The sequence below is a fragment of the Frankia sp. KB5 genome, assembly GCF_002099325.1.
Lineage (GTDB): Bacteria > Actinomycetota > Actinomycetes > Frankiales > Frankiaceae > Frankia > Frankia casuarinae.
In genome coordinates this window covers 1-15197 of sequence record NZ_MRUJ01000246.1, presented here as the reverse complement: position 1 = coordinate 15197, position 15197 = coordinate 1, and the positions used below count along the sequence as shown (strand labels likewise).

General features: G+C 69.3%; 12 protein-coding genes. 6 read left to right on the top strand and 6 right to left on the bottom strand.

Annotation, left to right across the window (positions count from 1 at the left end):
* Window positions 1-803 precede the first annotated feature (803 nt).
* The 4 genes from KBI5_RS20785 to KBI5_RS20770 all read left to right on the top strand — a co-directional run bounded on the left by KBI5_RS20785 (window position 804) and on the right by KBI5_RS20770 (window position 5383).
* Window positions 804-1553, top strand: a complete 750-nt coding sequence (locus KBI5_RS20785; RefSeq protein ID WP_011438611.1) for a hypothetical protein — start codon at window positions 804-806, stop codon at window positions 1551-1553.
* Window positions 1554-1654: 101 nt separating this feature from the next.
* Window positions 1655-3112, top strand: a complete 1458-nt coding sequence (gene radA, locus KBI5_RS20780) for a DNA repair protein RadA (RefSeq protein WP_085016198.1) — start codon at window positions 1655-1657, stop codon at window positions 3110-3112.
* Window positions 3113-3243: 131 nt separating this feature from the next.
* Entirely contained in the window at window positions 3244-4323 is a 1080-nt protein-coding gene (gene disA, locus KBI5_RS20775; protein WP_085016197.1) for a DNA integrity scanning diadenylate cyclase DisA, read from the top strand.
* Between the two features lie 88 nt (window positions 4324-4411).
* Window positions 4412-5383 (top strand): A/G-specific adenine glycosylase, encoded by a 972-nt coding sequence (locus tag KBI5_RS20770; protein ID WP_241883056.1) that lies wholly within the window; start codon window positions 4412-4414, stop codon window positions 5381-5383.
* A gap of 17 nt (window positions 5384-5400) precedes the next feature.
* Here the strand turns inward: KBI5_RS20770 and KBI5_RS20765 are convergent, their stop codons facing one another.
* From KBI5_RS20765 to pstS, 5 genes are all read right to left on the bottom strand, one after another.
* Window positions 5401-6093: a response regulator transcription factor gene (locus KBI5_RS20765; protein WP_308726834.1), complete on the bottom strand. Its 693-nt coding sequence runs from the start codon at window positions 6091-6093 to the stop codon at window positions 5401-5403.
* A gap of 227 nt (window positions 6094-6320) precedes the next feature.
* A complete protein-coding gene (gene pstB / locus KBI5_RS20760; RefSeq protein WP_085016195.1) occupies window positions 6321-7097 on the bottom strand; it encodes a phosphate ABC transporter ATP-binding protein PstB in 777 nt (258 codons plus the stop codon).
* Window positions 7098-7221: 124 nt separating this feature from the next.
* Entirely contained in the window at window positions 7222-8286 is a 1065-nt protein-coding gene (gene pstA / locus KBI5_RS20755) for a phosphate ABC transporter permease PstA (protein WP_085016194.1), read from the bottom strand.
* Window positions 8283-9326 carry a phosphate ABC transporter permease subunit PstC gene (gene pstC / locus KBI5_RS20750; protein WP_011438618.1) on the bottom strand — a complete coding sequence of 348 codons (1044 nt, stop codon included), beginning with the start codon at window positions 9324-9326 and terminating at the stop codon, window positions 8283-8285. The genes pstA and pstC overlap by 4 nt, the downstream gene beginning before the upstream one ends.
* A 232-nt stretch (window positions 9327-9558) precedes the next feature.
* Window positions 9559-10668 (bottom strand): phosphate ABC transporter substrate-binding protein PstS, encoded by a 1110-nt coding sequence (pstS, locus tag KBI5_RS20745; protein WP_011438619.1) that lies wholly within the window; start codon window positions 10666-10668, stop codon window positions 9559-9561.
* Window positions 10669-11687: 1019 nt separating this feature from the next.
* On the opposite strand from pstS, the gene KBI5_RS20740 reads away from it, so the two are divergent.
* Together KBI5_RS20740 and proS are read left to right on the top strand one after the other, a co-directional pair.
* Window positions 11688-11996, top strand: a complete 309-nt coding sequence (locus tag KBI5_RS20740; protein ID WP_023840709.1) for a hypothetical protein — start codon at window positions 11688-11690, stop codon at window positions 11994-11996.
* A gap of 162 nt (window positions 11997-12158) precedes the next feature.
* On the top strand, window positions 12159-13565 hold the full coding sequence (gene proS / locus KBI5_RS20735; protein WP_085016193.1) for a proline--tRNA ligase: 1407 nt from the start codon (window positions 12159-12161) through the stop codon (window positions 13563-13565).
* A gap of 321 nt (window positions 13566-13886) precedes the next feature.
* Here proS and pyrH read toward each other — a convergent pair whose 3' ends face one another.
* Window positions 13887-14690: a UMP kinase gene (gene pyrH, locus KBI5_RS20730; RefSeq protein ID WP_023840711.1), complete on the bottom strand. Its 804-nt coding sequence runs from the start codon at window positions 14688-14690 to the stop codon at window positions 13887-13889.
* Window positions 14691-15197: the final 507 nt, after the last annotated feature.

The following is a 15197-nucleotide window of genomic DNA, read 5'->3' as shown; positions in this document are numbered from 1 at the left end:
CAACAAGATCAATACACCGAAGTGGATCTTGTCGGTGCGGTTCTTAATTCACTGGCATTGCGCCAGGGTGAGGGACCCGGCGCCGCCTTCCGGCCACCCGCTCCGGAGGACGGACACCCAGGGACTACAGATCCGCCCAGCCACCCGTCAGATCGCCGCGCACCGACATCGAAGATGTCCTACCAGGTAAAATGGGTGACGATCCGGCGGATGTTGGCTGTACGTTGAGCGCGGGCCGCATGGYGAACCCCCGGCGCGGGCCGGCACGGGGTCCCGCCCGGGCCCCGGCCCACCCGATCCACCCGATCCACCCGACCGGTCCCGCCGCGGCACACCGGACACATCGCGACACATCGCTATGTAACGGTCATCTCGTCATGAAAATGGGCTATCGCCACGGAACGGACGGCGCTCGCCGGGTCGCCCGACAGGTCGTGACTCCCCCCACGCCGTGATGCTGCCCACGTCCGGGGTCGCTCGGACCGATCGCCCAGGCCAGCCGGCCCGGATAGGGCGCCGAAATCCGGCCCGAGCGTGCTCCTGGGCCGGATCCGCGGCTCTCGTACCGCCCACAGCCGCCGCACGTGATGCCGGGGGATGGCTAGTGTTAGCCCCGCACGGGTGAGTCGGGAGACGGACCGTCTTAGACCGAATCATCCGGGCACCGGGGGTGACCCCTCCGCACCGGTTACGACGGCCGGCGGTGGAGGCGGCGCCACCGGTGGTCGCTCCCCGGGGCGACCGTCAACCAGCACCGGTGCGCACCCGAGGCACCGGTCTCGCGCAGGAGGAGCCACCGAGCTGTGAGCCGCCGTCTGGGTGCCCGTTTCACGTCAGCCACACCCGCCGTCGGCGGGGCGTCCGCCGCCCCGGAGTCGGGCCACGACGCCGGCCGACAGTCCACCTTCAGGCGGCGCATCGCCTCCCACCGGATCGGTGTCGCGCTCCTGGCCTCGGTRGTCGGGTCCGCTGGCCTGGCAAGYTGCGCTTCCGGCAACGACGCGGTGACAAACCTCGCCCGGACCACGACCAACAGCGTCTCGAGCGCCGTCGGCAGCATCACGCTACGCAATGTCTATGTGGCAGGCCCGCTGTCCCGGGGAGACTCCGCACAGATCGTCTCGGCGTTCTTCAACGCGGGCACCGAGCCTGACACCATCATCGGTGTGTCCTCCCCCCTGGCGGCGGGCGGCAGGGTCCCGAGCCCCGCCGAGCTGCCACCCGGTTCCGGAAAGATCTTCATTGCCGACGGCTCCGCGCCGACCCTGCAGAACGTCCAGCAGAACCTGTTGATCGGGTCCCAGGTGCCCGTCACCATCACCTTCGCCAAGGCCGGCAGCATCACCCTGGACGTCCCGGTAGAGCAGCCCGCGCCCGGCGCCTCGGCGGCTCCGGGCGCGGTCACCGGGACGCCGCGGGCAGGGCAGTCCGCCTCGCCGTCGGCCGGCGCCACGCCGGCCTCGACGGTCGGCACGACCTCGTCGACTGCCGCTTCCCGGGTCACGTCGGCCCCCGCCGCGAGCCCTGCGGCCGGCGCCACCACCGCGGGCTGACCCGCCGCTGGGCTGACCCGCCCAGCGGGATCCGGCCGGGGTATCCCCATTCGCGGGTACCCGACGCCCGGGAACCCATTCCGCGCGCCGCTGTCGCCGACATGTCGGACCAGCGGACTAACGTTGCGTCCATGGCATCCACTCGCCCGTCGGCCGGCGGTCGCCCGTCGAGTCGTGCGGCCTCAGGCGGGTTCCGGTGTAACAGCTGCGGCTCGGAGTCCGTGCGGTGGGCGGGACGATGCTCGCGCTGCCAGGAGTGGGGCACGCTGGAGGCCCAGGCCCCCGCCCCACGCCGGGGGGCCGGCCTGGTCGCGGGGGGTCGTTCCGCCTCGTCCGCCGCAGTGACGGCACCGGCTCTGCCGGTCATGTCCGTTGACGTGACCGCGACGCGGCGTCGTCCGACCGRGATCGACGAACTCGACCGCGTGCTGGGCGGCGGCCTCGTTCCCGGCGCCGTGATCCTGCTCGCCGGGGAACCGGGGGTCGGCAAGTCCACCCTATTACTGGAGGTCGCGGCCCGCAGCGCCGCCGCCGGTGCCCGCGCCCTGGTCGTCACCGGGGAGGAATCCGCGGCGCAGGTCAGGCTGCGGGCGGGTCGGACGGGTGCGCTGCACGAGGACCTGTGGATCGCCGCCGAGACGGACCTCGGCGCCGTCCTGCGTCACGTCGAGGAGGTCTCACCGGCCCTGCTGGTGGTCGATTCGGTGCAGACCATCTCCGCGGCCGGGGTGGACGGAGCCGCGGGCGGGGTCACCCAGGTCCGTGAGGTCACCGCGGCCCTGATCCGGACGGCCAAGGCGCTGGGACTCGTGACGGTGCTTGTCGGCCATGTCACGAAGGATGGCCTGGTCGCCGGACCACGCCTCCTGGAACATCTGGTCGACGTGGTGCTGCACTTCGAGGGCGAGCGGCACTCCGCACTGCGCCTGGTCCGCGCGGGCAAGAATCGGTACGGACCAGCCGACGAGGTCGGCTGTTTCGAGATGGACGATTCCGGTATCCATGGCATCGCCGACCCGAGCGGGCTGTTCCTGTCCCGGTCCAGCGGCGCGGGGCTGGAGGCGGTGCCGGGAACCTGTGTCACCGTAACGGTTGAGGGCCGACGGCCACTCGTCGCCGAGGTTCAGGCCCTGGTGGCGGAAACCTCGGCGCAGATCCCCCGGCGCGCCGTGTCCGGGCTCGATCCGGCCCGGGTGGCGATGATTCTCGCCGTGGTCGAGCGCCGGGCGAAGGTGCGCTTCGGCCGGGCCGACGTGTACGCCGCGACCGTCGGCGGGGTTCGGTTGGCCGAGCCCGCGGCGGACCTCGCGACGGCCTTGGCGATCGTCAGCGCGGCCAGGGACCGTCCGTTGCCGGCCGATCTCGTCGCCATCGGCGAGGTCGGCCTGGCCGGGGAGGTCCGCGCGGTGGGCTCGGTACGCCAACGGCTCGCCGCCGCGGCCCGGCTCGGCTTTCGCCGGGCGCTCGTTCCGGCGGACCCCGGCCCGGCTCCGGACGGCATGAAAGTCACCGAGGTACCCGACCTGATCGGCGCGATCAGCAAAATGCATGAAACATAGAAAGTGTGTATTTTTCTAACCATATCGGTACTTCACGATGAGGTGGACCCCACCGGCTCCCGTCGCCCCGATAGCATCACGACAGTGGTAATGGGAGACGGTGGGGGAAGCCAAGGAGCTGAGGGAGCCTGATGGCAGGACCACCCGGAGACGACATCTTCCGGGCGACACTGGCCGCGGTCGCGCCCGGAACCCCCTTTCGCGACGGCCTGGAACRCATCCTGCGCGGGCACACCGGCGCACYGATCGTCCTCGGCCACGACAAGGTCGTCGAGGGTCTGTGCACCGGCGGCTTCGAGCTCGACGTGGAGTTCTCGGCGACCCGGCTGCGCGAGCTGGCCAAGATGGACGGCGCGATCGTGCTGTCGTCCGACCTGCAGCGCATCGTCCGCGCGGCGGTGCATCTGGTGCCGGATCCGACGGTGCCGACAGAGGAGTCCGGCACGCGGCACCGAACCGCCGAGCGGGTCGCCAAGCAGGCCGAGTTCCCCGTCATCTCGGTCAGCCAGTCGATGCACATCATCGCGCTGTACGTCGCCGGGCGGCGGTACGTGCTGGACGGCTCGGCCGCCATCCTGTCCCGGGCGAACCAGGCCCTGGCTACCCTCGAGCGTTACAAGCTGCGGCTAGACGAGGTCGCGGGCACCCTGTCCGCGCTGGAGATCGAGGACCTCGTCACGGTCCGCGACGCGATCTCGGTGAGCCAGCGGCTGGAGATGGTGCGCCGCATAGCCGACGAGATCGAAGGCTACGTCGTCGAACTCGGCACCGACGGCCGGCTGCTGTCCCTGCAGCTCGAGGAGCTGATGGCCGGGGTCGAGACCGAGCGTGAACTCACCGTCCGCGACTATCTGCCGATCGGGTCGAAGGCGGGGACGCCCGCGCAGGTCCTGGGTGAGCTGTCCGCGATGTCTCCGACCGACCTGCTCGATCTCACCGTCCTCGCCCGGGTGATCGGATTCTCCGGCGGGGCGGACATCCTGGACCGGCAGATCAGTCCACGCGGCTACCGCATGCTGGCGAAGGTGCCCCGGCTGCCACGGATGGTGGTCGACCGGCTCGTCGACCATTTCGGCACCCTGCAGAAACTGCTCGCCGCCGGGGTCGACGATCTGCAGGCCGTTGACGGCGTCGGGGAGACCCGCGCCCGAGCGGTCCGCGAGGGCCTCTCCCGGCTCGCCGAGTCAAGCATTCTCGAACGCTACGTATAGTAACGCTACACACGGTAATGCTACGTGTGGTASCCGAAGGCGACGGGAGGCCGCCTGCCGCCTCCGGCCGGCCTGGTCGCCTGGCACGATGGCGGGAATGACCAGCACAGCCAGCACAGCCGGCACAGCCAGCACAGCCGGCCCAGCCAGCCCAGCCGGCCCAGCCAGCCCAGCCGGAATCAGCAGCGCGTCCGGACCACTGGCCGATCTCGTCCTGGGCTGGTTCGCCGTCTGTGGCCGAGACCTACCGTGGCGCCGTCCCCTGACGAGCCCCTGGGCAATCATGGTCAGCGAGGTGATGCTGCAGCAGACCCCGGTCAGCCGGGTGCTGCCGGTCTGGGAGGCGTGGCTGGACCGGTGGCCGACGCCCGCCGCGCTCGCCGCCGAGCCGGCCGGGGAGGCCGTCCGGGCGTGGGGCCGGTTGGGCTACCCCCGGCGCGCCCTGCGGCTGCACCAGGCGGCGACCGTCGTCGTCGAACGGCACGACGGCGAGATCCCCCAACACCTCGACGATCTCCTCGCGCTGCCCGGCATCGGGACGTACACCGCGCGGGCGGTTGCCGCCTTCGCCTTCCGCCAGCGTCATCCGGTCGTTGACGTCAACGTGCGCCGGCTGTTCGCCCGGGCCRTCGAGGGAAGAGCCGACCCGCCGGCCACGGTCAGCCGCCGCGACCTGGTCGAGATCGCGGAGCTGCTGCCGCCGGACACCGAGACGGCCGCCCGGGCCAGCGCCGCGTTCATGGAGCTCGGCGCGCTGGTCTGCGTTGCCCGGGCGCCTCGCTGCGCCGCCTGCCCCCTGCTGGGACGGTGTGCGTGGGTGTCCGCGGGCAGCCCGCCGAGCGCGGGACCCGCACGCCGGCCCCAGGGGTACGCCGGCACCGACCGCCAGGTCCGCGGCCGGCTGCTCGCCGTCCTGCGTGACGCCAGTCCGGCGGTGGGTCAGGAGATCCTTGACCAGGTCTGGGACGATCCGGTGCAGCGGACCCGCGCCCTCGCCGGGCTGATCGACGACGGTCTCGTGGTACGGGTGGCGCCGGGCGTCTACGCGCTGCCCAGCTGACGTCCCTGCGGAAGGGCTCAACCCGGATCGGGAACGGCGCGGAAGCGGTAGCCGACCCCGCGGATGCTCTCGATGACCGTCGGCTGGCCGGCCGTCTCGCCCAGCCGCCGCCGCAGCCGCCGCACGTGCACGGCGAGCGTGTTCGTCTCCGTCTGCGCCGAACCCCAGACCTCCCGCAGCAGCGTCTCGCGCGGGACGACCCGGCCCGCCTGTTCCAGGAGCAGCGCGAGCAGCCGGAACTCCCGCGGCGGGACCGGGACCACGGCCCCGTCGAGGCGGACCTCGTGTGCCGCGCGGTCCAGCTGCACCCGTCCGCCGCGCAGCACCTCCGGCTCGCGCATCCGAGGCGGATACGTTCCGGCCCGTCCGATTCCGATGAACCCCACCATCGCGAGGACCTCGGGAACCCGGTACGGCTTGCCGACGCAGGCGCTGGCCCCCGCGTCGAGTCCGGCGGCGGCTCGCGGCCGGTCATCGGGGCCGACCGCGAGGAGAATCGGCACGTCGTCGTGACCGGGCACGCTACGCACCGTCCGCACGACGGTCACCCCGTCCACCACGGGCAGCCGGGCACTGATCAGCAGCGCGGCCGGATGTCGCAGACCGATCTCCAACAGGGCCAGCGCCCCGTCGGCCACCACGCTGACCTCGACACCGTTCTCGACGAAGGCGTCGAGCATGCCGTCGTCGACGTCCTCGTCCGCGATCAACAGCGCCGGGCAGCTCCCCGGCCCGGTGCCCGTCGTCCGTCTCCGCGGCCCACCGGACGGGCCGCGGTACCGACGTCCGTCGGCTGACGGGTCTACCGCCGCGACCGCCGGGCCTACCGAAACCGCCGGGTCCTCGTCTGCCGAGCCACGGTCTTGCCCCCCCGGTTGACCGGCCCCACGCGGTACCGGGAGCATCCGCGCGTCCTGTCCGCCAATCCCGCCGGCCGTCAGCCGAACCGTCCGGAGATGTAGTCCTCGGTCCGCTTTTCCTTGGGGTTGCTGAAGATCTGCGAGGTCTTGTCGTACTCGACGAGGCGGCCGGGGTCGCCGGTCTTCTCCAACGAGAAGAAGGCGGTCGAGTCGCTGACCCGCGACGCCTGCTGCATGTTGTGGGTGACGATGACGATGGTGAAGCTCGACTTCAACTTCGCGATCAGATCCTCGATCGCAAGAGTGGAGATCGGGTCGAGCGCGGAGCACGGCTCGTCCATCAGCAGGACCTGCGGCTCCACCGCGATCGCCCGGGCAATGCAGAGCCGCTGCTGCTGCCCGCCGGACAGGCCCGCGCCCGGCCGGCCCAGCCGGTCCTTGACCTCCTCCCAGAGGTTCGCGCCCCGCAGTGACTCCTCGACCCGCTCGTCGAGGAGCGCCTTCTTGCGGACCCCGTTCAGCTTGAGCCCGGCGATGACGTTCTCGTAGATGGACATGGTCGGGAACGGGTTCGGTCGCTGGAAGACCATCCCGACGGTGCGGCGGACGGCCACCGGGTCCATCCCGGGCCCGTACAGATCCTCACCGTCGAGGAGTACCTGCCCCTCGACCCGGGCCCCCGGAAGCACCTCGTGCATCCGGTTGAGCGTGCGCAGCACCGTCGACTTTCCGCATCCGGACGGCCCGATGAATGCGGTGACGTTCTTCGGCTCGATGGTCAGGTTCACGTCGGCTACGGCTTTGAACTTCCCATAGTACGCCGTCAGCCCGGAAACGTCGATGYGGGTGGCCATGGCTACCTCGACTCACGATCTTCCTGGATGCTGTTTCAGATGATCGGATCAGATGGGATGGGATAGGACGTGAGAATGGAATAGGGCGTGATCTGTGCCATGCCGCCGTCCCGAGCCAGGGTCATCACAGCCGCGAGCGTCCGGCGATCAGACGAGCGATGAAGTTGAGCAGCATGATGATGACGATGAGTACCAGGGCGGCGGCCCAGGCCCGGTCCACCGCCGCCTGCTGYGGCTGGCCGGCCTGCGAGTAGATGTACAGCGGCAGTGCGGACTGCTCCCCGGAGAACGGGTTGGCGTTGATGAGGTTCGTGCCGAAGACGGTCAGCAGCAGCGGCGCGGTCTCGCCGGCAACGCGGGCGACCGCGAGCATGACGCCGGTCACGATCCCGGGCAACGCGGTGGGGACGACCACCTTGAGGATGGTCCGCCAACGCGCCACCCCGAGGGCGTAGCTGGCCTCCCGCAGCTCGTCCGGAACGAGCTTCAGCATTTCCTCGGCGGAGCGCACCACGATCGGAATCATGAGCACCGTGAGGGCCAGGGCACCCGCGAATCCGGAGAAGCCCTGGTGAAGGGCGAGGATCCAGAACGCCAGGATGAACAGACCCGCGATGATCGAGGGAAGACCGGTGAGCACGTCGACAAAGAAACTGATCACCCGGCTGACCCGGCCGCGGCCATATTCCACCAGGTAGATGGCCACCAGCAGACCGAACGGCACGGCCAGCAGGCTCGCCAACGCGACCTGCTCCACTGTGCCGATGATCGCGTGGTAGATGCCACCGCCGACGTCACGGGCACCGATGCCGTTCATCGAGTGAGTGAAGAATCCGGGGCGCAGCCGCCTCGCACCCTTCTCGATCACATTCACGAGCACCGCGAGCAGGGGGATGACCGCTAGCAGGAAGGCGGCGTAGACCAGGTTCGTCGCGAACCGGTCCCGGGCCCGGCGGGCGCCCTCGACCAGCGTCGAGGCCACGGTCATCGCGAGGATGAAGAAGACGGCGACCAGCAGGAGGAACTGGATCCTGCTGGAGATCGAGGTCACCAGATAGATCAGGACCGTCARGACGACGGCACCGGCAGCGGCGGCGAGCGGTACCCAGYGGGGCAGGACCCGGCCCCGCAGCTGCAGCCGGTCCTCACCGCCCGCGACGGCGCTGCCGGGAACGGTCGCGGTTTTCATGCGGCACTCCCCAAGAACTCACGCCGCCGCGCGATGATGGCGCGAGCGATGATGTTGACCAGCATGGTGACGATGAAGAGCACGAGACCGGACGCGATAAGCGCACCGCGGCCGATGTCGTTGGCCTCGCCCCATCCGTTCGCCACGTTCGCGGCGATGGTGTTACCGGCCGGCGCGAGGATCTGCCAGGAGATGTTGAACGACGCCGGCAGGACCAGGGCAACCGCGATGGTCTCGCCCATCGCCCGCCCGAGGCCCAGCATCGAGGCGCTGATGACGCCCGGCTTGCCGTAGGGCAGGACGGCGGTTCTGATCATCTCCCAGCGGGTCGCGCCCAGCGCCATCGCCGCCTCCCGATGCGCACTGGGCACCTGCAGGAACACCTCGCGGGACAGCGCGGCGACGATCGGCAGAATCATGATCGCGAGGACGACACTGGCAACGAAGATCGACCGACCGACCCCGCGATCGGTCTCGAACAGCGGAATCCACCCGAAGTAGTCGGTCAGCCAGCTCTGGATGCCCTTCATGTGCGGCGCGAGCACGAGCAGTCCCCACAGGCCGTAGACGACGCTCGGCACGGCCGCCAGCAGATCGACGATGTAGCCGAGGGCGGAGGCCATCCGGCGCGGCGCGTACACCGTGATGAACAGAGCGATACCCACCGCGACCGGAACAGCGATAATCATTGCGATGGCAGCGGTGATCATCGTGCCGAACAGCAGTGCGGCGATGCCGAAAACCGGCGGCGTGGCGTTGGGGAACCACTCCTCCGTGGTGAAGAAGTTCCCGGTATTGGCGCCGAGGGCATCGGTGGCGCGCAATACCAGGAAGGCCGCGATCGCGGCGATCAGTACCAGCAGCCCGACCCCGGCCGTGCGGGTGGCATTCTTGAAGATCAGGTCAGCGACGCCGACCTTGGCCTTGCCTGTCGAGGTGTCCGCCAGCCCGCCGGCCGGCCGATCACCTCCCGATGGGGCCGTCGCCGAAGCGGCACCCCGAGACTCGGCGTCCGCCGAGCTGTCCGGCTCCGTCGTCATGGGTCCTCTTCCCCTGGTGCTCCGAACTCGACTTCCCGCTCGTGAAATGCCCTGGCCGTCACCGTCTTGGCTGGTCTGGTGCTGCTGGTCTGGTGCTGCTGGTCTGGTCTGAATGCGCTGGCCGTTCCCGGCTGCTCTCACCGTCGTCGTCAACGAACGACGGGCCCGCGATGGGGCTGTTCACCCCACCGCGGGCACCGGCTAGTCCGATCGGAGCTGCGTCAGATCGACGTCAGGACAGCTTGTCAACCACCGCGCGGACCCGAGTCGCTACCGAGTCCGGCAGCGGCGCGTAACCAAGGTCGGCGATCGAGGACTGGCCCGCGTCCGACGCGGTGTAAGTCAGGAAGGACTTGACCAGCTTGGCCTGGTCGGCCGGGAGACCCGTGGTGCAGGCGATCTCGTAGGTGACCAAGTAGATCGGGTAGGCCCCCTTGGTCGCCGCGGTGTAGTCGAAGGTGAGCTTCAGATCGTCACCGCTGGCAACCTTCGCGGTGCTCAGGCCGAGGGAGGCACCATCCGTGCTCGCCTTGACGTACTCTCCGGCACCGTTCTTGACCGCGACCGTGGACAGCCCGGCGTTCTCCGCGTAGGAGAGCTCCGTATAACCGATCGAGTTCTCGGTGGACTTCACGGTCGCAGTCACCCCGTCGCTGCCCTTGGCACCCTGGCCGCCCGGGGCCTTCCAGTCCGAGCCGGAGTCGAAGGTCCAAGCGGCGCCGGCCGCGCCCTTCAGGAACTTGGTGAAGTTGTCGGTGGTGCCGGAACCGTCGGACCGGTGCACCGAGGCAATCGGCGCGTCAGGCAGAGTAACCCCGCTGTTCTCCGCGGTGATCGCCGGGTCGTTCCACTTGGTGATGGCGCCGGAGAAGATCTTCGCTATCGTCGGGGCAGACAGCTGGAGCTTGTCGACACCCGAGAGGTGGTATATAAGCGCCACCGGGCCGACCACCATCGGCAGGTCGACAGCCGTACCGGGGGTACAGCGCTTGTCCGCGTCGGTCTTCTGCTGGTCCTTCAGCGCCGAGTCGGAACCGGCGAAGGAAACCTGCTTGGCGACGAACTGCTGCCGACCGGTCGAGGACCCCGTCGACTGATAGTTGATCTTTGCTCCGTCGCAGGCGTTCTGGTACGCCTTGACCCATTCGTCCATCGCGTTCTTCTGCGCGGAGGAACCCGATCCGGTAATGGAGCCCTTCTCGCAGGCGATCGCGCTCGCCCCGTTCGACGGCTTCGCCGCGGTRCCGCCGGAGTCACTGTTGTCGTCGGTGCCACACGCCGCCACAGTGAGCAGTGCCACCATTGCAGCCCCGATGGCGGCCTGACGCTTGCCTCGGTTCACGAGCAGCCCTTCGTTCTCGCGCGCTACGGCGCCGAATCGTCCGCCCCCTGGACTGGGGCGCCGACGAGAATCGAAGCCACCTCGAATGAACGCAAGGTGAACGTCCGCGAACGCGGACCCATCACCAACCGGAACACATCCATATCACCGGCTTCGCGGTTGGTTAGCCAGCCAATGGCCAATCCGATCATGACTGTGCGCATCAAATGATCGGCAGATAGTCACTCTCGCCCATCGTCCCGAACATCACGCCACGCCCGGAACACCGTGGACAAGTGACCCTCGGTCACGGACGGGAGCGTTACGAGAACGGATGGAAGCGGACAAGAACGGACGGGAGCCTAATGAGAACGGACAGGAACAGGCGAGAGTCCGACAGGAAGAACGCCGAGCCGCCCGGAACTTGATCATTCACGGTCATCGAGCGGCATCGTCGCTGTCAACCTTCCGACGCAGCAAGCATCGAAAGTTCACCGACGCGCGTCATGTCCGGCCCGGGGGGCCGCGCCCTGCGACGCAGTGGGACGGAGCCGGCGAAGCGGCCAACCCGCGCGCCGCGCTACGCAGCTGATCAGGACCTTCGTCCTCTGTTACCAGACGTCCACTCTGAGCACAGATCGCCGGTAGCCAACCCCGCGTTCTCGTGCTTTGCTGTAAAGCAACATCGATGTGGCTGACAGCATCAACGGCGTAGCCGAAGCAACGGCGTAGCCGAAGAGCACCACGACCCGTCCGTTCCACCCGACCAGCGCATCCGCCTGCGCCCGCCCACCGGGAGCCGTYCCGCCCGGCGATGAAGCGCGCCACGGCCAGCCACCGCCGCGTGGCGGGACGACGATGTCCCGTCACGCGGCGGATCGGCGGGGTCCGGCAAGCCGCAGACCGCATGGCGCGGGGCCCGCGGGTACCGCCGCGTCCGGTTGGCCGGACGACCCGGGGCCGGCGCTGCGCACCCCGTGCCGGCGGCACCAACCAGACGCGGCACGACATGCGACACGACAACGGAGGACGACCAGAACATGAACACCGTCGATAACGACGATCTTCTACCAGAACCCCGTCCGGTCATCGGGGGACGGCCACGGTCACTGGCCGAGGTGGTCACCGTCAACGATGGCTTACTCGTCCAACACGAGCTGCTCCTCGCCCCGGGAGCCACCGCTGCCGACCTGACCACCGCGATGATCCTCGTCCCCCCCACGGCCGCGCTGGTCAGCCATCACGGCGACGTGGACGTCTCACTGGTATTCCAGGAGGTTTCGCGGGATGCTCGGCGCGGGGTCGACGGGCAGCCAGTCGGACGCGGCGGCGATCCGGGCCGGACCTGAACCGTCCACTCTGGCGACCGTCCCCTCAGCGACCGTCCACTCTGGCGACGGGCCGTCAGCCGAGACGACCGCGACCGGCGCGAGGCGCCCGCCGGGGCGGCGGACCCAACAGGTGCCGGTCCCCGGGGCCACGAGCCGTGGTCGAGGCAATATCGTGGCGGGGTGGCTGTACTCACCTCCCGCTCGACCGACTTTCCGCGCTGGTATCAGGACGTGCTCGCCAAGGCCGAGCTGGCCGACAACGGCCCCGTCCGCGGGACGATGGTCATCCGACCGTACGGCTACGCRATCTGGGAACGCATGCAGGCCGAGGTGGACTCCCGAATCAAGGCCGCCGGGGCCGTCAATGCCTACTTCCCCCTGTTCATCCCCGAAAGCTACCTGCGCCGGGAGGCCGAGCACGTCGAGGGCTTCAGCCCGGAGCTGGCGGTGGTCACCATCGGTGGCGGCAAGGAGCTGGAGGAGCCCGTAGTCGTCCGGCCCACCAGCGAGACCGTGATCGGCGAATACCTGGCGAAGTGGACCCAGAGCTACCGTGACCTGCCCCTGCTGCTCAACCAGTGGGCGAACGTGGTCCGGTGGGAGCTGCGTCCCCGGCTGTTCCTGCGCAGCAGCGAGTTCCTCTGGCAGGAGGGCCACACCGCGCACGCCGACGAGGCCGATGCCGCGGCCTACGCCCGTCGGATCGCGCTCGAGGTCTACCGCGACTTTATGACGCAGGTGCTGGCGGTCCCGGTGTTCGTCGGAGTGAAGACGCGCCGGGAACGGTTCGCCGGCGCGACCAACACCATGACCTGCGAGGGCATGATGGGCGACGGCAAGGCTCTGCAGATGGCGACCAGTCACGAGCTCGGCCAGAACTTCGCCCGTGCCTTCGACATCGACTTCCTCGGCGCCGACGGAGCCCGGCATCTGGCGTGGACGACGTCGTGGGGCTGCTCGACCCGGATGGTCGGCGGGCTGATCATGGCACATGGCGACGACAACGGCCTGCGTGTCCCGCCCCGGTTGGCGCCGACGCAGGTCGTGGTCCTGCCGGTGCGCGACGAGGAGACCGTCGTCGCGAAGGCCCRCCAGATCGCCGCCGCCCTGACCGACGCCGGTCTTCGGGTGCAGGTCGACGCCCGTCCCGGGTTGTCCTTCGGCCGGCGGGTCACCGACGCGGAGATCAAGGGCATCCCGGTACGGGTTGAGGTGGGTCCGCGGGACCTGGCCGCGGGCAACGTCACCCTGGTGCGCCGGGACACCTCCGAGAAGGTGCCGGTGCCGCTGGCCGAGGTCGCCACGCGGGTGCCGGTGCTGCTGGGCGAGGTGCAGGCCGACCTGTACGCCGAGGCGCTGGCCCTACGCGAGAGCCGGACGACGGACGTCGCCACCGTTGCCGAGGCCGCCCGGGCCGCCCAGGCCGGCTTCGCCCGGATCCCCTGGCGCCTTGTCGGCGAGGAGGGCGAGGCCGAGCTCGCCGAGGAGGCGCTCACCGTGCGGTGCATCCAGACACCGGACGGCGGGATCCCCGAGGCCGGCAGCGACGCCGACGACCTCGTCTGCCTGATCGCCCGCTCCTACTGACGTCCAAGATCCCTGGCGTGGTAGCCGTCCGGGGCAGAGACGATCAGCCGCGCAGACGGGGACCGGTCGGCGGCGACCGTGGAAACCCAGGTCGGTCGTATCTTCACGAACGTATCTTCACGAAGCTTGAATGATGGGACCGGGTTAGGGGTCGTCGTCTTCGTCCACGAAACGTGGCGTAATGCGTACCGCGGTGAGTCCGCCGCCGCGCGGACAAACCGCGCCCGTCCTTCGAGAAGCGGGTTCGATCTCCCTCGACGTGCCCCTCAGAGGCAGATCGGGACCGACGTCGAGATCGATTGTATGGCCGGCGCCTCGGGATCAGGCCGTCGATTCGGCGGGGCTGGCCAGCACCTCGTTCCCGAACTCTTCGGACTTCTCCGGCGAGGAGGAGATAACCGTCCCCCGGTGCTCACCACGGCAGATCGCCGTCATCGCGCCCCGCTGTTCGATATCGAAGATATGCAGCGGCATACCGAAGTCACGGGCCAGGATGAAGGCCGACTGATCCATCACCCGGAGCCCGCGGCTGATCACCTCGTCATAACTGAGGTGCGAGAAGAGCCTGGCCCCTGGATTGATCTTCGGATCGCTGTCGTAGACGCCGTCCACGCCGTCCTTGGCGGCCAGCACCGCGTCGGCATTGAGCTCCAGCGCCCGCTGCACCGCCGGGTAGTCGGTGGTGAGGAAGGGCTGGCCATTGCCGCAGGCGAGGATGACCGTCGCCCCCTTCTCCAGCAGGTGCACCGCCCGCAGCCGGATGTAGGGCTCGGCCACCGCTGGAACGGGCACCGCCGTCATCACCCGCAGATTGTCCTCACCCAGCGCGGTGAGCTTCCCCCGGAGCAGCAGACTGTTGATGACCGTACTCAGCATGCCGATATTGTCGGCTTCGACCCGGTCAATACCCCACCGGTCCGACTGGTTACCACGGAAGAGGTTCCCGCCGCCGACGACGATCGCCACCTCCACGCCGGACTGGCGGACCGCGATGATTTCTCGGGCGAGGTGCTCCAGCGCGTTGGAATCGAAGCCGAATTCGGCGGAACCGGCGATCGCGCGACCGCTCAGTTTGACGACCACTCGGCGGTATCTCGTCACTGTCTCCCGCTTCCCCTTTTCCATGGTGCGATCTTAACGTAGGCGGGCAATGATCGATCATGAGCCCATGACCCCTCGGGTACACGGTAGAGCACCCGGCTCCCGGGCACGTCGCACGACGGGCGCGCCCGAGAGATTCCGCCGACGGCGGACCGTACCCGCAGCACCTTTCGCCGGCCGGGCACCGACGACCGCCGTCGCGATCCACCGTTATCCGACTCCGGGCAGCCGGAGGTCGGGCCCGGCGGTGCGTGGACGCCGGCGGCGGGGACCAGGCGGCGGGGACGAGGCGGCGGCGATGGATCAGCATCCCGCGCCCGGCCGGCACCATCAACATCGCCCAAGGACTACGCCGCCACTCCCGCCGACCCGAACGACCGCTCCACGCGATCACGAATCTGGATTACCGACAGACAACTTTGCCGGAGCCCGGCAGGAGAATACTGGATATGCTCGAGCCGAGGCCGTCGACGGTGAGTGGCGCGACGGATCCGATACCGCAGAGGAGCACTGTTGCGATGTTCTTACCCG